We start from the raw sequence: 20737 nt of genomic DNA, 5'->3' as shown, positions 1-20737 counted from the left end.
AAGACTCCGAATTCTGGTGGCGGGGCGGCTGCCTGGCCTGCATGCCGCGGTGCAACAGAATTAACACGATTTACACAAATATGGCAGAGCTCGTACGAAAAAGTTTCCATAATTCGAAAGAGCGTTCGAATTAATGCAACACACCCGTGTAATTTGTGCGCCAGGGCTGAGCCAGTCTCCCGATATGGTTCAAGCGACGTCTTCTGCGTGTTGCTCCTGGCGCCGACAATCTCGGTCAGGCGTGCGGTCGCCAGGGGCCTGCAAGGCGGGCACTGGACCGCTCCGCAGGGAGCCCGGGTGAACGGACGAACCGCAGACTTCGGGGGGGGGGCGATCCGGGTGCCATCGCCCGGCAACGCTGGTCTGAAGCCGGCCCGCAGCGCAGGCGCATTGCGGGCGGCGTTGATCGCTGCGCAACCGGTGAGCCATCGGTTCTGTCAGTCAGGGGGCCGCTCACACCTCCCGGCAACACATTGCCGCCCGTCTTGGCGATGCCAACCGCTACCCAGGCAACGACGTGCGGATACCAGCACATGCGGCAAGCGAGCGCCCGGATCGGCAACGCGCGGCCGCCGCTCATTCACTCCGGCGCGGGCACCCGCACCCAGCCTTCCATCAGCACCCGCGCACTGCGGCTCATCAGCGCCTTGGTGACCTGCCACTGCCCATTGACCTGTGTTGCCTCGGCCCCCACCCGCAAGGTGCCTGACGGATGCCCGAACCGCACCGCCGAGCGCGCCGCGCCGCCGGCCGCCAGATTAACCAGCGTCCCCGGCACGGCCGCAGCAGTGCCGATAGCCACCGCCGCGGTGCCCATCATCGCGTGATGCAGCTTGCCCATCGACATCGCCCGTACCAGCAGATCGATCTCGGCCGCATGCACCGGTTTACCACTGGAGGCGATGTAGTCCGCAGGCGGTGCAACGAACGCCACCTTGGGCGTGTGCTGGCGCGTGGCCGCATCTTCCAGCCGCGCGATCAAACCCATGCGTACCGCACCGTGTGCACGCAAGGTCTCGAACATGCTCAGCGCACGCGGATCGCCATTGATGGCGTCCTGCAGTTCGGTGCCGGTGTACCCCAGATCGCGCGCATTGACGAAGATGGTCGGAATGCCGGCGTTGATCAGCGTTGCATCGAGCCGGCCAAGGCCGGGAATGTCCAGCTGGTCGATAAGATTGCCAGTGGGAAACATCGCTCCGCCCTCGCCTTCGGCATCGTCGGCCGGGTCAAGGAACTCCAGCTGCACCTCGGCCGCCGGAAAGGTCACCCCATCCAACTCGAAGTCGCCGGTTTCCTGTACCTGACCAGCGGTCATCGGCACGTGCGCCACGATGGTCTTGCCGATGTTGGCCTGCCAGATCCGCACCGTTGCCACGCCATCGCGCGGCAGCGTTGCGGCATCGACCAGGTCGTTGGCAATCGCAAACGGCCCCACCGCCGCCGACAGGTTGCCGCAGTTGCCGCTCCAGTCCACGAACGCGCTGTCGATGGACACCTGCCCGAACAGGTAGTCCACATCATGACCCGGCCGCGCGCTGGTGGAGACGATCACGCTCTTGCTGGTGCTTGAGGTCGCCCCGCCCATGCCGTCGATCTGCTTGCCATAGGGATCGGGGCTGCCGATCACCCGCAGCAACAGCGCATCGCGTGCAGCACCGGGCTTCTGCGCCGCTGCGGGCAGGTCCTGCAGACGGAAGAACACACCCTTGCTGGTGCCGCCGCGCAGGTAGGTGGCGGGGATGCGGAGTTGGGGAGCAAATGCCATGAAGGTTCCTTGAAAACGACGTGCGGACGTACCGGAAATTCTGCGTAGCGCATTGATACGATATGGCAGCGCGTCACCGTGAAAATCTCAAGCATGCAATCCTGCGCAGATCAGAACGGCAAGTGCGCCTGGTCAGGCAGGAAGCCGTCGGGTCGCAACTGCCAACATGCAATGGGGGCATAGTGATACGGCCGCCCACCGCCCTCGACCAGTAACACTTCGGTAGCGTGCCACGTGATGGGCACAATGGGCTGCGTCAACTTGCTCGGCGCCGCATAGCTAATCGTTACGTGCGGCGTATGTCCGCTCGCAACGTGAAAGCCTTCGGCACGTAGCGCTGCTGAGATAGCAGCCTGTAACGCAACGAAAGCAGATGGATTGCCCTCTGCCCGAAATGCCCAATGCACTGGGTCTGTTCCGCGACTTGTAATCCGGTTCAAGCAAAACGTGACTGCCTGGGCATCGAGGCGATCACCCACACGTAGCATGGCCGCACGCGCAGCAGGCCCTTCGAACCGATCCGAGACCGACTGATGCCAGTTGCCAGGATCGAAATAGGCATCGCCAAGCATCGCATCGAGACGGTGTGCAGCCACGGCACCGACCATGGCGTCAAGCACCTGCGGTGGCGGCTTGAGCATGAAGATCAATCGCGAAGAGTCGGCCATGATGCTGCCCTATGCGGCCTTGCTTGCCTCAAGAAAATCCTGCGCAAACCGCTGCAGCACACCACCGGCTTCGTAAATAGAGACTTCCTCCGCGGTATCCAGCCGGCAGATCACCGGCACCTGCAACTGCTCGCCATTACGCCGATGGATCGAGAGTGTCAGCGTGGCGCCTGGGGTGCGCTCACCGGAGACATCGAAGGTCTCGCTGCCATCGATACCCAGACTCTTGCGGTCGGTTCCAGGTTTGAATTCCAGCGGCAGCACGCCCATGCCGATCAGGTTGGTGCGGTGAATGCGCTCGAAGCCCTCGGCCACGATCGCTTCCACGCCCGCCAGCCGCACGCCCTTGGCGGCCCAGTCGCGCGAGGAGCCCTGGCCGTAATCGGCGCCGGCAACGATGATCAGCGGCTGTTTGCGCGTCATGTAGGTTTCGATCGCCTCCCACATGCGCAGCACCTGGCCTTCCGGTTCCAGCCGCGCCAGCGATCCTGCCTTCACCTGTCCATCGACCACGGCCATTTCGTTGACCAGCTTGGGATTGGCGAAGGTAGCGCGCTGCGCGGTGAGGTGATCGCCGCGATGGGTGGCGTAGGAATTGAAGTCTTCTTCCGGCACGCCCATCTGCGCAAGGTATTCGCCGGCCGCACTGCTGGCCAGGATCGCATTCGATGGCGACAGGTGGTCGGTGGTGATGTTGTCGCCCAGTACCGCCAGCGCCCGCATCCCGCGCAGGCTGCGCGCACCGGCCAGCGCGCCTTCCCAATACGGCGGGCGGCGGATATAGGTGCTTTGCGGGCGCCAGTCGTACAGCGGGCTCACGCGGAGTCCCTGCCCCACGCTGCGCTTGAACATCGGGTCGTAGACGCTGCGGAAATGCTCCGGCTTGACGCTGCGCGCTACCACCGCATCGATCTCCGCATCGCTTGGCCACAGATCCTTGAGCGTCACCGCCACGCCATCGGCGTCGATGCCTAGCACATCCTTTTCGATATCGAAGCGCACCGTGCCGGCGATGGCGTAGGCAATCACCAGCGGTGGCGATGCCAGGAACGCTTGTTTGGCATACGGATGGATGCGGCCATCGAAGTTGCGGTTGCCCGACAACACCGCTGTCGCATACAGATCGCGGTCGATGATCTCCTGCTGGATCGCCGGATCCAACGCCCCGCTCATGCCGTTGCAGGTGGTGCAGGCGAACGCCACGATGCCGAAGCCCAGCTGCTCCAGCTCGCTCAACAGGCCGGCTTCTTCCAGATACAGCTGCACCGCTTTTGACCCCGGCGCCAGCGAACTCTTGACCCACGGCTTGCGGGTCAGGCCGCGCGCATTGGCATTGCGCGCCAGCAGGCCGGCGGCGATGACATTGCGCGGATTGGAGGTATTGGTGCAGGAGGTGATCGCAGCGATGATCACCGCGCCATCGGGCATCTGTCCCGGCACCTCGTCCCATTGCCCCGCGATACCGCGCTGCGCCAACTCACTGGTCGCCACGCGCTTGTGGGGGTTGGAGGGCCCGGCCATGTTGCGCACTACGCTGGATAGATCGAACTGCAGCACGCGCTCGTAGTGCGCCGTCGCCAGGTCGTCTGCCCACAGGCCGGTGTGGCGCGCGTAGTTTTCCACCAGCGCCACCTGCGCATCGTCGCGACCGGTCAGTCGCAGGTAGTCGATGGTCTGCCGGTCGATATAGAACATCGCCGCGGTGGCACCGAATTCCGGCGTCATGTTGGAAATGGTGGCGCGGTCGCCAATGGTCAACGCGCTGGCGCCGGTGCCGAAGAACTCCAGGTACGCCCCTACCACGCGCTGCCGGCGCAGGAACTCGGTCAATGCCAGCACGATGTCGGTGGCGGTGATGCCCGGCGCCGGCCGGCCGGTCAGTTCCACGCCGATGATGTCCGGCAGCCGCATCCACGAAGCGCGTCCCAGCATCACGTTCTCCGCTTCCAGCCCGCCCACACCCACAGCGATCACGCCCAACGCATCCACGTGCGGGGTGTGGCTGTCGGTACCCACGCAGGTATCCGGAAACGCCACGCCGTCCAGTGTGTAGATCACCGGCGACATCTTCTCCAGATTGATCTGATGCATGATCCCGTTGCCCGGCGGAATCACTTCCATGTTCTCGAACGCGCGCTTGGTCCACTCGATGAAGTGGAAGCGGTCGGCGTTGCGGCGATCTTCCACATCGCGGTTCTTGGCGAACGCCTGCTTGTCGAAGCCTGCGTATTCCACCGCCAACGAATGGTCCACGATCAGCTGCACCGGCACTACTGGGTTGACCTGCGCCGGGTCGCCGCCTTGCTCGGCGATGGCATCGCGCAGGCCGGCCAGGTCCACCAGCGCGGTCTGCCCCAGGATGTCGTGGCAGACCACACGCGCCGGAAACCATGGAAAATCCAGGTCGCGCTTGCGCTCGATCAACTGGCGCAGATAGGCCTCCAGCATCTGCGGCTGCGCGCGTCGCACCAGATTTTCGGCGTGTACGCGCGCGGTGTACGGCAATGCCGCATACGCGCCGGGCTGCAACGCATCGATGGCGGCACGTGCATCGAAGTACTCCAACGACGTGCCCGGCAGGGGCTTGCGGTACTGGCTATTCATGGCTGGCGATATCACAAAGCGGGCGGGGTCTGTTGCTGTTGCTGTTGCTGTTGCTGTTGCTGTTGCTGTTGTTGTTGCTGTTGTTGTTGCTGTTGTTGTTGCTGTTGTTGTTGTTGTTGTGGCTGGTGCTGTTGTGGCTGGTGCTGTTGTGGCTGGTGCTTGTGCTGGCATTGCTGTCACCACGTACTGCTCGCCACGCTCCCTTCTCCCGCAACGCGGGAGAAGGTGCCCGAAGGGCGGATGAGGGCGAGTCGCACGCAGCGGCTTTCAAGAGCGCTGATCCAGCGGCACAAACACCTGATCTTCCGGACCGGTGTAATTGGCCGAAGGCCGAATGATCTTGCCGTCCACGCGCTGCTCGATGATATGCGCGCTCCAACCTGCAGTGCGCGCCAGCACGAACAGCGGCGTGAACATCGCCGTCGGCACGCCCATCATGTGGTAGCTGACCGCACTGAACCAATCCAGGTTCGGGAACATCTTCTTGATGTCCCACATCACCGTTTCCAGGCGTTCGGCGATGTCGTACATCTTGCGGCTGCCCTGCTCATCGGACAGCTCGCGCGCCACGTCCTTGATCACCTTGTTGCGCGGGTCGGACACCGTATACACCGGATGACCAAAGCCGATCACCACTTCTTTGCGTTCCACACGCGCCTTGATGTCGGCCTCGGCTTCATCCGGCGTGTCGTAGCGCTTCTGCACTTCGAAGGCCACTTCGTTGGCGCCGCCATGCTTGGGACCGCGCAATGCGCCGATGCCACCGGCGATGGCGCTGTACATATCGCTGCCGGTGCCGGCGATCACGCGACATGCAAACGTGGAGGCGTTGAACTCGTGCTCGGCATACAGGATCAGGCTGGTGTGCATTGCACGCACCCACGAGTCCTTCGGCGCAAACCCGTGCAGCAGATGCAGGAAATGCCCACCGATCGAATCGTCGTCGGTCTCCACTTCGATGCGCTTGCCGTTATGGCTGTAGTGGTACCAGTACAGCAGCATCGAGCCCAGCGAGGCCATCAACTTGTCGGCGATGTCGCGCGCGCCCGGATGGTTGTGATCGTCCTTTTCCGGCTGCAGGCAGCCCAGCACCGAAACGCCGGTGCGCATCACGTCCATCGGATGCGCCGACGGTGGCAGCTGCTCCAGCGCGGCTTTCACCGCGGCCGGCACGCCACGCAAGGAACGCAACTTGGCCTTGTAACCGCGCAATTCGCTGCTATTGGGCAGTTTGCCGTGCACCAGCAGGTACGCGATCTCCTCGAACTCGCTGGTGGTTGCCAGATCCAGGATGTCGTAACCACGATAGTGCAGATCGTTGCCGCTGCGCCCGACGGTGCACAGCGCGGTGTTGCCGGCGGCAGTGCCGGACAGGGCAACGGATTTTTTCGGCTTGAAACCGGGAATGGCGGTGTCGTTCATGCGATGAGCTCCCAAGCGGTGGCGTGTTGCGGTGTCACTGAAAATTGACCAGGTGGACGCAGCAAGCGGCGATCATGCGCCTTTGCGCGCAAACAGTGCATCCAGGCGTTGTTCGTAATCGTGGTAGCCGATGCGCTCGTACAGCTCTTCGCGCGTCTGCATCGTTTCCAGCACCGCTTGTTGATGGCCGTCGCGCCGGATGGCGGTGTAGACGTCCTCGGCGGCCTTGTTCGCCGCGCGAAATGCCGACAGCGGAAACAACTGGATCGCCACACCGGCAGCGGCCAGCTGATCGCGGGTAAACAGCGGCGTCTTGCCGAACTCGGTGATGTTGGCCAGTATCGGCACGCCCACCGCATCGACAAAACGCTTGTAGGTCTCCAGGTCGTAGGCGGCCTCGGCAAAGATGCCGTCGGCGCCCGCTTCCACGCACGCGATGGCGCGCTCGATCGCCGCGTCCACGCCTTCCATCTGGATGGCATCGGTCCGCGCGATCAAAAAGAATGCCGGATCGATCTTGGCATCGGCCGCCGCCTTGACCCGGTCCACCATCTCGCCCTGGCTGACGATCTCCTTGCCAGGCCGATGCCCGCAGCGCTTGGCGCCGACCTGGTCTTCGACATGGCAGCCGGCCGCACCCGCCTTGATCAGCGATTTGATGGTGCGCTCGATGTTGAACGCGCTCGGCCCGAAGCCGGTGTCCACGTCCACCAGCAGCGGCAACGCGCAGACATCGGTAATGCGACGCACATCGATCAGCACGTCTTCCAACGTATTGATGCCCAGGTCCGGCAGCCCCAGCGAACCCGCCGCCACGCCGCCGCCCGACAGATAGATGGCCTGATATCCGGCACGCTGGGCCAGCAGCGCATGGTTGGCATTGATGGCGCCGATGACCTGTAGCGGCGACTCGGCAGCCAGCGCCGCGCGGAAGCGGGTACCGGCGGAAGAAATGGGCAAGGACGTCATGGCGATTCCTGGGATGGGATGCTGGGATAATGCGCAAACACCATGCCAATCGTAAGTGTTTGATTGCAATACAGCATGCCCGTCAATCGTTGCAGAAATGAAACGATTGATGCAACATGAAACAACCATGCAACATGCCAACTTCCATGCGTAGCCCCGCACCTGCAGCGCTGGCCGATACATCGCCTCCGGTGATCTGGACCGTCAGCGTGTCGCGGCTGACCGGCCTGCTGGCCGATGTCATCCCCGAATTCGACCAGCGCGCACGCATCGAGCAGATCAACCTCGGCTTTGCCGATGCAGTGGACGTCATCGGCCAGCGCCTGCGCCGCGAGCGCTGCGATGTCCTGGTCGCCGGCGGCTCCAACGCCGCCTACCTGCGCAGCCGGCTCGCGCTGCCGCTGGCGCCGATCCAGGCCACCGGCTTCGACCTGATGGAAGCGTTGGCGCGTGCGCGCCGTATCGCCCCACGTATCGGCGTGGTCACCCATGCCTCCGACGTGCCCTCGTTTCGCGCGTTCCAGGACAGTTTCGATCTGGACATCGAGCACCGCCGCTTCGTCACCGCCGAAGACGCGCGCGACCGCATCGCCGACCTGCGCGCCGGCGGCATTCAGGTCATCGTGGGCACCGGCATGGCGATCGATTTCGCCGAGCAGGCCGGCCTGCCGGGCGTGCTGCTGTATTCGGCCGATTCGGTCCGTCACGCGCTGGAAAACGCCATCGCCCTGGGCAACGCCTCCAGTCAGGAACGCCCGACCGCCCGCAGCAACGCACGACGGCTGCGCCGCAGCGAAACCCTGCTCGGCGACGACGCGGCAATGGTGCATGTCCGCGAGCTGGTGCAGTTGTATGCGCCGCACACCGGCACCGTGCTGATCAGCGGCCAGACCGGTACCGGCAAGGAGTTGGTGGCGCAACAGCTGCATGCAGGCAGTCGCCGGCGCGGCCGCTTTGTCGCGATCAATTGCGGCGCCATCAGCGAATCGTTGCTGGAAGCGGAGCTGTTCGGCTACAGCGATGGCGCCTTCACCGGCGCACGCCGCGGCGGCCACACCGGCCTGATCGAAGCCGCACAGGGCGGCACGCTGCTCCTGGACGAAATCGGCGACTTGCCGATGCCGCTGCAGACGCGCCTGCTGCGTGTCCTGGAAGAACGCGAAGTCCTGCGTGTCGGCGCTACCGTGCCAATTGCCGTGGATGTGCGCGTGATCGCAGCCAGCCTGCAGGATCTGCATACGCTGGTCGAGCAAGGGCGTTTTCGTCGCGACCTGTTCTACCGTTTGACCGCACTGCGCATCGCCCTGCCGCCGTTGCGCAATCGCTCCAACGACATCGCGCTGCTGCTGACGCACTATTTTCAACAACTGGGCAGCATTGCATCGCCCTTGTCGCCCGCAGCGCTGCAGCGGCTGCAGCAACATGCATGGCCGGGCAATGTGCGCGAGCTCCGCAACCTGGTCGAACGCTTATGCATTCACTGGAAGGCGCAAGCGCAGGGCCACCTAAGCCTGGAACAACTCCAACGCTGGGCGCCGGAACTGTTTGACGCACACACCGTCCCTGCACCGCAGGTCCACACCGAGCTCGCAGCATCCCGCCTGCAGCTTACCGCCACAGCGGTGCGTACGGCCCTGGAACGCGCCAACGGTAACCGCGCCCTCGCTGCCCAGACGCTCGGCGTTTCACGCACCACCTTGTGGCGCTGGATGCAGGCACAGGCAGTGGCGCCACCGTACTGAACATTGCACGTTAGCTCGGCTTCCGCCCGGGGAAGCCATGAGTGCTGATCTCCAGCGATTGATTCACTACTGCACGCAGCTGAGCGCGCGACGATCAGCGCGCAGGCGGCGATGCAGCGGTTACTTGATCCGCGTGTACTCAGTATCGCCCGTGCTCAGACGACCCGTCGCCTCGTCGATCGCGTAGTTGAGCGTGCCGCTACCACTGGACACCTGCAGCACCCCCTTGGTCAGCAGCGCCGGATAATTTCGGGTCCGGACCCCGCTGCCGAACAACTCCGGCGTGGTGTCGCGAATGATGAAGCTCTCGCCATTGTGCTCGATGCTCAGCACATTCTTCTGCGACTTCACATTGACCCACTTGCCCACATACTGCTCGCCAACATCGCGCGCGCACCCGGCCAACAGCAACATCGCAACCAGCGCACTTCCAAGCAGCGTCTTCATCGCCACTCCATCTCGACCCTGGCCTTGCAGGATGGCAAGTCCCTGTCGAGCCCGCAAGGCATCGACCCTAGCGAAAAGTGCTTACCTACGGCGTCTATCGAAACGCAACGCAGGCGCACGCTTCACAGCAACACCGGCCAAGAATTCATGACCGGTGCGATCGATAAAGCCCAGCGCCAAGCCACGCAGATCGCAGGCCCTGATCGAACGCACAGAGACGAACATCGCCGTGCCCTTCGCCAAGGCGATCGACCGCACTGCAGGGCCGCTGGGTTCGCGGCAGTGACTGCCGAGCAGTCGATTCAAAGAAGGCTGGCGCGCTGCCATATCCAAAGTCCCCACGGCAGCAGCTATCTCGCGATCACAAAAAAACCGGCTATCGCCGGTTCTTTATCTGACACTGAATGCATGGTGGGCGGTACAGGGTTCGAACCTGTGACCCTTGCCGTGTGAAGGCAATGCTCTACCGCTGAGCTAACCGCCCGGTGACGCGAGCCGCACATTATAGGGTAGCTGCGGCAATCGTCAACAGGTGTCTATCTGGGCAGGTCGCGTGCCCGCGCTGCAGCCATATCGTCCTTGCTGCGCGCGCGTCTGCAATGGGTTCGGCCGCACTGCAACGCATCCACAGCATGCCGGATTGGCCGCGCCCACGGCCCCGGGTCACATCGTATGGGTGGGCTTGTCCGAAGTGGTCAGGCCGGCCAGCAGGGTTTCGATCTTGTTGCGCACCGCCTCGCCTTCGGGGCCATCCGGGAACTGCACGCCGATGCCGGCGGCGCGGTTGCCCTGCGCGCCCGCAGGCGTAGTCCAGATCACCTTGCCTGCCACCGGCAGGCGTTCGCTGGAATCGGGCAGGGTCAGCAGCAGGAAGACTTCGTCGCCAAGCATGTAGCGCTTGGGGGTGGGCACGAAGATGCCGCCACCTTTGACGAACGGCATGTAGGCGCTGTAGAGCGCCGGCTTGTCTTTCAACGCCAGCGACAAAATGCCTTGGCGTGCATTCATTGCACTCATCGAGTTCCCCTAGAACGTGGCTGGCGCTCTCCCTCGCGCCAGGCCAGCAGCAATTCCGTCACTGCCAGGTCGGCGCGGACGGTGGTGCGCAGCAGATCGCGCGTGCGATTGGCGGCGTCGAACCAGGTCGCCAGCTTGTGCAACCGCGACGGATCGGTCAAGCCGGCCGAGGCCTGTGCCAACGCCAGGTCGGCCGCATGCCGCAAACGCTGATCGGCCTGACCGTCGTTGGTCCAGCGCTGCGCAACCTCCACCGCACCAACGCGGCCGCTGGCGATCTGCTCCAGGTCCTGCGCCACTGCGCGACGTACCGCCAGGCCATCCTCGCGCAACCACTGCGCGGCAAGACCGGGATGGCCGCGCGCAGCCTCCAGTGCGTCCTGCGCGGCGCGCTCGCTGACGCCTTGCGCCAGCAGCCAGGCCAGCGCTTCGTGCGCAGGCGGCAGCTTGAATTCCAGACGCTGGCAGCGGCTGCGGATGGTGGCAGGCAACCGCGCCGGCTGCGCACTGATCAACCACAGGTAGCGCCCCGGCGAGGGTTCTTCCAGGGTCTTGAGCAAGGCATTGCAGGCCGCGCGATTGATCGCATCGGCCGGGTCGACGATCACCACCTGGGCGATGCCGTACTGCGGCGTCAGCGACAGCTTCTGCGAAATCTCGCGCACCTGTTCGATGACGATCTCCGTCCGCAGCTTGTCGCCGGTGCGATTGGGAATGAACGAAATCAGCTGCAGGTCCGGATGGGTACCGGCGGCGATCAATTGCCGGGTGCGCTGCGCCAGCGCCGGGTCCGGCGAGCTGGCCAGCACGTGCTCGGCCAGGGCCAGCGCGACTTCGCGCTTGCCCAGCCCTTCCGGGCCGCAGATCAGCAGCCCGTGTCCGAGCCGGCCGGCATCCAGCGCCGCCACGGTCTGGTCGAAGGCGCGCTGCTGCCAGGGCGAAAACGCGGCGGTCATGGCGTGAGCTCCTTCTGCGGCAGGGTCGGCTCGCGGCGACGCTGCAGGTAGCGCGCCACCGCAGCGTTGTGTTCGGCCAAGGTGGCCGAGAAGGCGTGGGCGCCGGTGCCGTCGCCCACCGCCACGAAGTACAGCGCATCGCCGGGGGCGGGGCGCACCGCTGCCAGCAGCGCCTCGCGGCCGGGCATGGCGATCGGCGTCGGTGTCAGGCCGGTGCGGGTATAGGTGTTGTAGGGCGTATCGGTGGTCAGGTCGCGGCGGCGGATGTTGCCGTCGTAACTGCTGCCGATGCCGTAGATCACGGTGGGGTCGGTTTGCAGCTTCATGCCCAGCTGCAGACGACGCAGGAACACCCCGGCGATCAACGGCCGCTCGCTGCCCAGCGCGGTTTCCTTTTCGATGATGGAGGCCAGGATCAGCGCCTGCTCCGGCGAGGTCAGCGGCACGTTGGGCGCGCGCTGCTCCCACGCCTGCGCCAGTGCCTTGTCCATCGCCGCGTGGGCGCGCTTGAGCACATCCAGATCGCTGTCGCCGCGTTGATACAGATAAGTCTCCGGCAGGAAGCGGCCTTCCGGATGCTGGTTGGCAACCCCCAGCCGCGCCATCAACGCGGCGTCATCCAGTGTGCCCAGGGTCTGCTGCAACGGCGTAGCGGTCGCCAGTGCGGCACGCAGCTGACGGAAATTCCAACCTTCCACGATGGTGAAGCGGTACTGGATCACCCGCCCCTGGCGCATGCGGCCGAGCAATTCGCGCGGCGACAGGGCCGGCGCCAGTGCGTATTCGCCCACCTTGAGTTTGCCGGCCGCATCGACCTGACGCGCCAGCAGCTGCCATTCCAGATCGGTGCCCTGCGCAATGCCGGCCTCGCGCAATTTGCGCAAGGTGGCCTTGAGCGAATCACCGGGCGCAATCACCACGCTGGGCGCGGTGGCGCTCACCGGCGTCTGCGCGAAGTGCAGGTAATGCCGCCATGCCACCAGAGCGGCAATCGCCAGTAGCGCTGCAAGCAGCAATGCCGTGCCCAGCACGGCCAGACATCCGCGTTTGCCAGTCACCGCCACACCCACCTCGTCATTGCTCCATCGCCGCGCAGGATACCGCGCACCGGTGATGTCCCGTTGAAGCGCTCATGTCCGCTCGATCGCGCGCAGCACGCCACGCGCCTTGGCGCGGGTTTCGTCCAGCTCGCGTTGCGGGTCCGAGTCCACCACGATGCCGGCCCCGGTGCGGAAGCAGACCTGGTTGCCGGCCACCTCGGCGGTGCGGATCAGGATGTTCAGGTCCATGTCGCCATCGCGATTGAGCCAACCGAACGCGCCGGTGTAGGCGCCCCGCGCGGTCTGCTCCAGCTCGGCGATGATCTGCATGCAGCGCACCTTCGGGCAACCGGTGATGGTGCCGCCCGGGAACACCGCCGCAATCACCTCGCCCGGGGTGACGCCGGCACGCAGGCGACCGCGTACGTTGCTGACGATGTGGTGCACGTGCGCATAGCTTTCCACCGCCATCAGCTCATCCACCTCGACCGTGCCCGGCGCGCAGATCCGGCCCAGGTCGTTGCGTTCCAGGTCGATCAGCATGACGTGCTCGGCGCGTTCTTTCGGGTGGCCGACCAATTCGCGGATGCGTGCCGCGTCGTCGTCGCCGGCAAAGCGCGCGCGGGTGCCGGCGATCGGGCGCGTCTGCACCACATCGCCCTGCACCGACACCAGCCGCTCGGGCGATGAACTCACCACCGCGCGACCGGCCGCGACGAACACACCGGCGAACGGCGCCGGGTTGGCCGAGCGCAACCGGGCATGCAGTGCCGCCGGATCCACCGCAGCGGCAAACCGTGCATTCCAGGCCCGCGAGATATTGGCCTGGAACACATCGCCGGCACGCAGGTAATCGAGCACCCGCTGCACCGCATCGGTAAAGCGCCCGGGTGCGTCTTCCTCCACTGCCACCGGCCCCACCCAGGCCGGCAACGGCGGCAGCGCGGCGCAAGCGCCGATGTCGTCGACGATACGGGCCAGCAGATCGTCGCGACCCGGTTCGGCCAGCGCGATGCAGCGCCCTTCCACGCGGTCACGCAACACCGCCGCCGGCGCACGCAGGGCCAGCGCGCTCGGCAGGCGGTCGGTGCGCACAGGCAGTTGCAGGATGGGTTCGACCTGCGCGGCCAGTTCGTAATCCAGCAACACCGCCCAACCGCCACGAAACGGCCATACGCTGCTCGCATCGCGCGGCACCCGTTCGGCGTGCCAGGCGGCGTCCAGCGCGTCCAGGAAATTGCTGTCGATCACCCGCCCATCGCCATCGCGCGTGCGCCCGTCCGGATCCAGCCGCAGGCTGGCGCCGTCTGCCAGCAACAGCACGTCCCAGCGCCCGTGCTCGGTGCCGGAGGCGGTGGATTCCAGCAGCGCCGGATAGCGCTGCGGCGCCAGCCGGTGCAGCGCCAGCAAGTCGATGTCCGCGTGCAGTGATCGGGTGAGCGTCATCGGTCCGGGGTGGCGTGGGATACGAAAGCGCGCCGCCCCTGAGAAAGGCAGCGCGCGCAATGACTGGATCAGGGATATGTCGAACCGACACCGTCCACTGGCCGCATGCACGCAGCGCATGCGGCGGCCAGGGACTGTTGCATGATGCGCCATGCGACAGCGCAGACGCGCCGGCTCAGACGCGCTTGAACACCAGCGTGCCGTTGGTGCCGCCGAAGCCGAAGCCATTGGACATCACCGCATCCACCTGGACCTCGCGCGCCACGTTGGGCACGTAATCCAGGTCGCAGCCTTCACTGGCTTCTTCCAGGTTGATCGTCGGCGGGATGATGCCGGTGTGCAGCGCCATCACCGAGAAGATCGCTTCCACACCGCCGGCAGCGCCGAGCAGGTGGCCGGTCATCGACTTGGTCGAGCTGACCATGGTCTTGTAGGCATGCTCGCCCAGCGCGCGCTTCATCGCCAGCGTTTCGGCCAGATCGCCCAGCGGCGTGGAAGTGCCGTGCGCATTGAGGTAACCGATCTGTTCGGGGTTGAGCTTGGCATCGCGCATGGCCGCGACCATGCTGCGCGCCGCGCCTTCGCCGTCTTCGCTCGGCGCAGTCATGTGGAACGCATCGGAGCTGGCGCCGAAGCCGACCAGCTCGGCATAGATGCGCGCGCCACGCGCCTTGGCGTGTTCGTACTCTTCCAGCACCAGCACGCCGGCGCCGTCGCCCAGCACGAAGCCGTCGCGCTGCTTGTCCCAGGGACGCGATGCAGCGGTGGGGTCGTCGTTACGGGTGGACATCGCCTTCATTGCACAGAAACCGCCGACCGAGCTCGGCGAGGAACCGCGCTCGGCGCCGCCGGCCAGCATCACGTCGGCATCGCCGTACTGGATCATGCGCATCGCCGTGCCGATCGAGTGATTGGAGGTGGCGCAGGCGGACACTGCCGAGAACGTCGGTCCCTTCAGGCCTTTGATCAGGCTCACCTGGCCCGGCAGCATGTTGATGATGGTGCTGGGCACGTAGAACGGCGAAATCTTGCGCGCGCCGCCCTCATGGAATTTGATGGTCTGCTCTTCAATGCCGAGCAGCCCGCCGATGCCGGAGCCGAGGATGGCACCAATGCGTTCGGCATTGCTTTCGTCGATCTCCAGGCCGGAGTCATCCAGCGCCATGAACGAGGCACCGACACCGTAGTGGATGAACGAATCCATCTTCTTGACGTCCTTGGCGGACACAAAAAGCGTGGGGTCGAAATTCTTGATTTCGCCGGCGATCTTGGTGGTGAACTGCGAGGCATCGATCTGCGTGATCGGGCCAATGCCTGAGCGCCCGTGGATGATCCCATCCCAGCTGCTGGCCAGATCATTGCCCAGCGGCGACACCATGCCCATGCCGGTAACGACAACACGACGACTCATTGCAGATCTCCTCACCACGGAACGGACGGTGCTTGCGGTTTGCGGGTAACGCTTGAAAAACACAGGGCCGCATCAGCGGCCCCATGGAATGTCTGACGCAGCAGCGGCATGACGCACGCCGCCGCCATCAGGAACAACGCATCAGCTCTTGACGTGAGCCTTGACGTAGTCGATCGCCTGCTGGACCGAGGTGATCTTCTCGGCCTCTTCGTCCGGGATCTCGCACTCGAACTCTTCTTCCAGCGCCATCACCAGCTCGACGGTGTCCAGCGAGTCGGCACCCAGGTCATCGACGAACGATGCGCTGGTGGTGACTTCCTCTTCCTTGACGCCGAGTTGTTCGACGACGATTTTCTTGACGCGTTCTTCGATGGTGCTCATTGGGGATATCGCTCCAGATGGAGTAGTGGTGGTTCGAGTTTTAGGATCCCCGCACATGGATGTGCGGTGCTCCTGTGAGGGACTCACAAAACGCCATCGCCGCTGCGATGGCCGCGTTGGATAGTGTAGTGGAAGCGCCCGAGCCTTGCATTGCATCACAAGTCCCGGCCGATCAGCCACTTAGCGCCTCCCGGCGGCGCACGCTCACGGCATGTACATGCCACCGTTGACGTGCAGGGTCTCGCCAGTAATGTAGCGGGCAGTCGGGCCGGCCAGGAAGGCCACCGCATTGGCGATGTCCTCCGGCGCGCCCAGATGACCGAGCGCGATCTGCTGCAGCAAGGCGGCTCTGGCCTCCTCCGGCAGTGCCTTGGTCATGTCGGTGTCGATGAAACCGGGCGCCACCACATTCACCGTAACCCCGCGCGAGCCGATTTCCTTGGCCAGCGACTTGGAGAACGCGATGATGCCGGCCTTGGCCGCGGCATAGTTGGTCTGGCCGGGGTTGCCGGTCACGCCCACCACCGAGGCGATGTTGACGATACGGCCCTTGCGCGCCTTCATCATGCCGCGCATCACCGCCTTGGAGGTGCGGAACACGCTGGTCAGATTAGTGTCGATGATCGCCTGCCAGTCGTCGTCCTTCATCCGCATCAACAGGTTGTCGCGGGTGATGCCGGCGTTGTTGACCAGGATCGAGATCGCGCCGAACTGCTTGCCGATCGCATCGATCAGCCCATCGACCGCCGCAGCGTCGGTGACATTGAGCTCACGGCCGTGGCCGCCGTCGGCAGCCAGGCGCTCGCCGATCGCCGCAGCGCCGGAGGCCGAGGTCGCGGTGCCGATCACGGTGGCGCCCTGGGCGGCCAGCGTAGCGGCGATGGCCGCGCCGATGCCGCGGCTGGCACCGGTGACGAGGGCGATCTCGCCCTGCAAAGGCTTGCTCATGAATGCTGTTCCTCGAGTGGAAAGCGCGCGACCGCAGCCGCGAACGGTGAGGGATGCCGGCAGGACCGGCAGGTGCGTCGAATCAGTGCGTCCACGCCTCGAGCGCGCCGGCATAATCGGCAGGCATGGCCAACGGACGGGCATCCAGGCTCTTGTCGATGCGCTTGATCAGCCCGCTCAGCACCTTGCCCGGGCCGCATTCGGCGATCCGGGTGATGCCCTGGGCTGCCAGCGCCTGCACGCAACCGGTCCATTGCACCGGCAGGTACAGCTGCTCGGCCAGCGCCTGGCGAATCGCCTCGCTGCCGGTATGCACGCGTGCATCGACGTTCTGCACCACCGGAATCTGCGGCGTCTGCCAGCTCAACCCGGCCATCGCTTCGGCGAGCTGATTGGCGGCATCGCGCATCAACGGCGTGTGCGAAGGCACGCTCACCGCCAGCTTGACCGCCTTGCGCACGCCGCGCTCGGCCAGCAAGGCCAGCGCACGGTCCACCGCCGCCGCATCGCCGCCGATCACGATCTGGCCGGGCGAATTGAAATTGGCCGGCACCACCACCTGGCTGCCTGCCGCCTCGGCGCAGACCTCCAGCACCAAGGCATCTTCGGCGCCCAGCACGGCGGCCATCGCACCGACACCGGCCGGCGCGGCGGCCTGCATGAACTGCCCGCGCAGGCGCACCAGGTGCGCGCCGTCGTGCAGCGACAAGGCACCTGAGGCCACCAGCGCGGTGTATTCGCCCAGGCTGTGCCCGGCCAGCAAGGCCGGACGCGCACCGCGCTGCGCAGTCCACAGCCGCCACACCGCCACGCCCGCGGCCAGCAGGGCCGGCTGGGTGTATTCGGTGCGGTTGAGCATCTCTTCCGGGCCACCCTGGGACAGCGCCCAGAGGTCGACACCGGCGCCCTCGGAGGCTTCGGCGAAGGTTTCGCGGATCTGCGGATGCAGCTCGGACAGTTCGGCCAGCATGCCTAAGGACTGCGAGCCCTGACCGGGAAAGACGAAGGCGAGAGTGGTTTCGGTCACGCGTTGCTGCCTGCAAAAATCGAGCCGGGATGATACGTGCGAAATCGCCCCGGCGTCTGTACTGCCGCGTATGCAAGGCTCGGCCAGCGCGACCGCGGGGACACCTACAACAAGGCGCTGAGCAGATCCATTTCGCCATCGGCCAGCCAGTCCACGCACATCACCAGTACCAGCAAGACGCCGAGCGAGGTCGCCGCGTGGATGACCAGGATGGCGCGCGCCAGCGCCCCGGCCGAGCGCCCCAGGCGACCGGTGAGCTGCGCAAACCGCTGCAGGCGCCCGGTCACCACATGCGCATGCGCCGCCACCGCCGGGCCGGCCGCATCAAAGGCGCCCGTCATCAACCGCTGCAGCACCTCGCGGCGGCCGCGGTAGTACTTGGCCACGCCGTAGCCGAACACCAGCCAGTCGCGCGCCTGCGCCTGCGCCAGGTCCATCACTTCCAGCGGGTCTTCTTCGAAATCGATGAAGCCGACCGCCTGCCCGTCGAAGGTTATGTTGCGCGGAAGCGGCTGGCCGAAATACGCGCCATCGCGATGGGCATCGGCAATGGCGGCCACCGCCAGTGCGATCAGCCGGTCGCGCTCGGGCGCATCGGCCTCGCGCAGGCAGCTGGCAAAGGAGCGGCCGTTGTCGCTGAGGACCAAGGCCGCCTGCCCGCAACCGACCACGCGCGGCACATTGACGGCTTGTGCCTGCAGTTCGCCAAGCCGGCGGGCTTCCAGATCGCGCGCAGCATCGCCGCCACGGTGCGGCGGTGGACGCAAGGCGTGCAGGCCCCAGCGGCGGGCGACGAAGTTGAGTGCTCCGAGCGAGACCGCCCGGCTGTCGCGGCGGTACTGCTTCAGCCAGACGCGCTGTCCGGCGATGACGATGGGTTCTGCCATGACGGGTCCGTCCCTGACGCTGTAAGGCGCCGCCGGCGGACGCGGCGGCGCCTGTGGGACTCAATAGCGCAGCAGCGCCGAGCCCCAGGTAAATCCGCCGCCGAATGCTTCCAGCAGCAACAATTGACCGCGCTGCACGCGGCCGGAGCGAACCGCTTCGTCCAGCGCCAGCGGCACCGAGGCCGAGGAGGTATTGCCGTGGCGGTCCACGGTGACCACCACCTGTTCCATCGGCAGATCCAGCCGCCTGGCGGTGGCTTCGATGATGCGCAGGTTGGCCTGATGCGGGATCAGCCAGTCCAGGTCGTGCTTGTCGTAGCCATTGGCGGCCAGGGTCTCGTCGACCACCGAATCCAGCGCCTTGACCGCGTACTTGAACACGTCGTTGCCCTTCATCAGCAACGCGCCGCCACCGTTCTTGCCTTCGCCGAAGCCCACCGACACGCCCACCGGGTCCCACAGCAGCTCTTTCTTGCTGCCGTCGGCATGCAGATGGGTGCTGAGGATGCCGGTCTCTTCGTCAGCCTTGAGGATCACCGCGCCGGCACCGTCGCCGAACAGCACGCAGGTGGTGCGGTCGGTCCAGTCGACGATGCGGGTCAGCGTTTCCGCCCCCACCACCAGCACGGTCTTGGCATCGCCGCTGCGCACGAACTTGTCGGCCACGCTGAGCGCGTAGACAAAGCCCGAGCAGGCGGCATTGACGTCCATCGCACCGCAACCGACGTTGCCCAGCCGCGCCTGCAGCAGGCAGGCCGTGGACGGAAAGATCAGATCAGGCGTGGTGGTGCCGATGACGATCAGGTCGATCTCGTCGGCGGTGACGCCAGCCGCTTCCATCGCCTTCAGCGAGGCGAAATACGCCAGGTCGCTGGTGGTCTGGTCGTCGGCGACGATGTGACGTTCACGGATACCAGTGCGCGAGAAGATCCATTCATCGCTGGTGTCGACGATCTTGGACATGTCGTCGTTGGTCAACACCTTTTCGGGCAAATAGCTACCCGTGCCCGCGATTCTGGAATAGATCCGCTTGCTCATGCTGTTTCCTGGTGCAAGAGCCGCGGTGATTGGCGGCTCCGGAAGTATCGAGGGTCACCCGCCGGCAAAACTGCGGCGGGTGCCACGGATCAATCTTCTTGGACGGCCGACGACTTGGTCGCGATCACCTTCTTGCCACGGTAGTAACCGTCAGCGGTGATGTGGTGGCGCAGATGGATCTCGCCGCTGGTCGGGTCGGTCGACAGCTGCTTGGCGGTGAGGGCATCGTGCGAACGACGCTGGCCGCGACGGGACGGGGTGACACGGGATTTCTGCACAGCCATGGGATTGCTCCAACTTTAGTTCGATAACTTGTCTGTTGAGTCGAACAGCACGCTCTACGCCCGCGTCGACCTGTCTTTCCGCCCTTAACAGCGGCGGTTACTGTTTCTTCAACGCTGCCAGCGCCGCGAACGGACTGGCCTTGTCTTGCTCTTCCTGGCTCGGCACCCACTCGGCCTCAACGGCTTCGCTGCCGGGCGCCATGGGCACCACCGGCACCGACAGCACCAGTTCGTCCTCCACCAGATCCGTCGCCCGCAGCATGCCGTCGTCGGGCACCAGCAAGGCTTCGTAATCGGGCGGCAACGCCGCCTCTTCGTCCTCGTCGCGGATCAGACCAAGACGCTGCCTGATCTGCACCGGATACAGAAAACGCTGCAAGGTGCGCTGGCAGGCCAGCGGCAGCTCGACATCGATGCTGAGTTCGACATAGGCGACCTTGAGCAGGACGTCCTGATCGAACTGGAGCGAATAGACGCATTCGCCCTCGGTATCGACCAGACTTCCCTGCAAACGGGTCATCGCAGAGAGCGGGATGCGGCCATCGAAGCGCCTGCGCGCTGCGACCATCCGCCAAGCATCCAGCATTTCGGGTACGTTCGCGGACATAAGCCGCAGAATGTTAAAGACCCGCAGTAGCCATGTCAAATGCACCCATTCACATGTGCCGCACGACGCGCGGGC

General features: G+C 65.2%; 20 protein-coding genes and 1 tRNA gene. 2 read left to right on the top strand and 19 right to left on the bottom strand.

The window, feature by feature from the left end:
• Positions 1-580: 580 nt before the first annotated feature.
• The 3 genes from prpF to acnD all read right to left on the bottom strand — a co-directional run bounded on the left by prpF (position 581) and on the right by acnD (position 5040).
• Complete coding sequence (gene prpF / locus VZ068_RS06290; protein ID WP_259166239.1) at positions 581-1768, bottom strand: 2-methylaconitate cis-trans isomerase PrpF; 1188 nt, start codon at positions 1766-1768, stop codon at positions 581-583.
• Positions 1769-1878: 110 nt separating this feature from the next.
• A complete protein-coding gene (locus tag VZ068_RS06285; RefSeq protein WP_349657173.1) occupies positions 1879-2436 on the bottom strand; it encodes a hypothetical protein in 558 nt (185 codons plus the stop codon).
• A 9-nt stretch (positions 2437-2445) separates the two neighbouring features.
• Positions 2446-5040, bottom strand: a complete 2595-nt coding sequence (acnD, locus tag VZ068_RS06280; protein WP_349657172.1) for a Fe/S-dependent 2-methylisocitrate dehydratase AcnD — start codon at positions 5038-5040, stop codon at positions 2446-2448.
• A gap of 32 nt (positions 5041-5072) precedes the next feature.
• Here acnD and VZ068_RS06275 point away from each other — a divergent pair, with 32 nt between their 5' ends.
• Entirely contained in the window at positions 5073-5378 is a 306-nt protein-coding gene (locus VZ068_RS06275) for a hypothetical protein (RefSeq protein WP_349657171.1), read from the top strand.
• Here VZ068_RS06275 and prpC read toward each other — a convergent pair.
• Positions 5308-6462, bottom strand: coding sequence for a 2-methylcitrate synthase (gene prpC, locus VZ068_RS06270; RefSeq protein WP_349657170.1), 1155 nt, complete (start codon positions 6460-6462; stop codon positions 5308-5310). The genes VZ068_RS06275 and prpC overlap by 71 nt on opposite strands.
• A gap of 72 nt (positions 6463-6534) precedes the next feature.
• Entirely contained in the window at positions 6535-7431 is an 897-nt protein-coding gene (gene prpB / locus VZ068_RS06265; protein WP_349657169.1) for a methylisocitrate lyase, read from the bottom strand.
• A gap of 146 nt (positions 7432-7577) precedes the next feature.
• On the opposite strand from prpB, the gene prpR reads away from it, so the two are divergent.
• Positions 7578-9173 (top strand): propionate catabolism operon regulatory protein PrpR, encoded by a 1596-nt coding sequence (gene prpR / locus VZ068_RS06260; protein ID WP_349657168.1) that lies wholly within the window; start codon positions 7578-7580, stop codon positions 9171-9173.
• 120 nt (positions 9174-9293) lie between these two features.
• On the opposite strand, the gene VZ068_RS06255 is transcribed toward prpR, so the two are convergent.
• The 14 genes from VZ068_RS06255 to VZ068_RS06190 all read right to left on the bottom strand — a co-directional run bounded on the left by VZ068_RS06255 (position 9294) and on the right by VZ068_RS06190 (position 20662).
• Positions 9294-9620, bottom strand: a complete 327-nt coding sequence (locus VZ068_RS06255; protein WP_046963165.1) for a hypothetical protein — start codon at positions 9618-9620, stop codon at positions 9294-9296.
• 409 nt (positions 9621-10029) lie between these two features.
• Positions 10030-10104, bottom strand: a tRNA-Val gene (locus VZ068_RS06250).
• Positions 10105-10283: 179 nt separating this feature from the next.
• Positions 10284-10637: a PilZ domain-containing protein gene (locus VZ068_RS06245; protein WP_003483889.1), complete on the bottom strand. Its 354-nt coding sequence runs from the start codon at positions 10635-10637 to the stop codon at positions 10284-10286.
• Positions 10634-11593, bottom strand: a complete 960-nt coding sequence (locus tag VZ068_RS06240) for a DNA polymerase III subunit delta' (RefSeq protein ID WP_259153097.1) — start codon at positions 11591-11593, stop codon at positions 10634-10636. Before VZ068_RS06240 ends, VZ068_RS06245 begins: the two co-directional genes overlap by 4 nt.
• A complete protein-coding gene (gene mltG, locus VZ068_RS06235) occupies positions 11590-12663 on the bottom strand; it encodes an endolytic transglycosylase MltG (protein WP_349657167.1) in 1074 nt (357 codons plus the stop codon). Before mltG ends, VZ068_RS06240 begins: the two co-directional genes overlap by 4 nt.
• Before the next feature lie 60 nt (positions 12664-12723).
• Entirely contained in the window at positions 12724-14079 is a 1356-nt protein-coding gene (locus VZ068_RS06230) for an aminodeoxychorismate synthase component I (RefSeq protein WP_349657166.1), read from the bottom strand.
• Between the two features lie 175 nt (positions 14080-14254).
• Entirely contained in the window at positions 14255-15490 is a 1236-nt protein-coding gene (fabF, locus tag VZ068_RS06225; RefSeq protein ID WP_259166249.1) for a beta-ketoacyl-ACP synthase II, read from the bottom strand.
• Between the two features lie 141 nt (positions 15491-15631).
• Entirely contained in the window at positions 15632-15871 is a 240-nt protein-coding gene (gene acpP, locus VZ068_RS06220) for an acyl carrier protein (RefSeq protein ID WP_002814322.1), read from the bottom strand.
• A 204-nt stretch (positions 15872-16075) separates the two neighbouring features.
• The gene (gene fabG, locus VZ068_RS06215) at positions 16076-16819 is read right to left on the bottom strand and encodes a 3-oxoacyl-ACP reductase FabG (protein ID WP_259166250.1); all 744 of its coding nucleotides are present in this window, start codon (positions 16817-16819) and stop codon (positions 16076-16078) included.
• Positions 16820-16901: 82 nt separating this feature from the next.
• On the bottom strand, positions 16902-17846 hold the full coding sequence (gene fabD / locus VZ068_RS06210) for an ACP S-malonyltransferase (RefSeq protein ID WP_349657165.1): 945 nt from the start codon (positions 17844-17846) through the stop codon (positions 16902-16904).
• A gap of 104 nt (positions 17847-17950) precedes the next feature.
• Positions 17951-18733 (bottom strand): serine/threonine protein phosphatase, encoded by a 783-nt coding sequence (locus tag VZ068_RS06205; RefSeq protein ID WP_349657164.1) that lies wholly within the window; start codon positions 18731-18733, stop codon positions 17951-17953.
• Positions 18734-18793: 60 nt separating this feature from the next.
• Positions 18794-19771, bottom strand: coding sequence for a beta-ketoacyl-ACP synthase III (locus VZ068_RS06200; RefSeq protein ID WP_349657163.1), 978 nt, complete (start codon positions 19769-19771; stop codon positions 18794-18796).
• A gap of 89 nt (positions 19772-19860) precedes the next feature.
• Positions 19861-20055, bottom strand: a complete 195-nt coding sequence (gene rpmF, locus VZ068_RS06195) for a 50S ribosomal protein L32 (protein ID WP_003483870.1) — start codon at positions 20053-20055, stop codon at positions 19861-19863.
• 97 nt (positions 20056-20152) lie between these two features.
• Positions 20153-20662 carry a YceD family protein gene (locus VZ068_RS06190; protein WP_349657660.1) on the bottom strand — a complete coding sequence of 170 codons (510 nt, stop codon included), beginning with the start codon at positions 20660-20662 and terminating at the stop codon, positions 20153-20155.
• Positions 20663-20737 lie beyond the last annotated feature (75 nt).

The sequence above is a fragment of the Xanthomonas sp. 10-10 genome, from assembly GCF_040182365.1.
Lineage (GTDB): Bacteria > Pseudomonadota > Gammaproteobacteria > Xanthomonadales > Xanthomonadaceae > Xanthomonas > Xanthomonas arboricola_F.
Note: the sequence above shows the minus strand (reverse complement) of the source record. Positions and strands in the feature narration are given on the sequence as shown.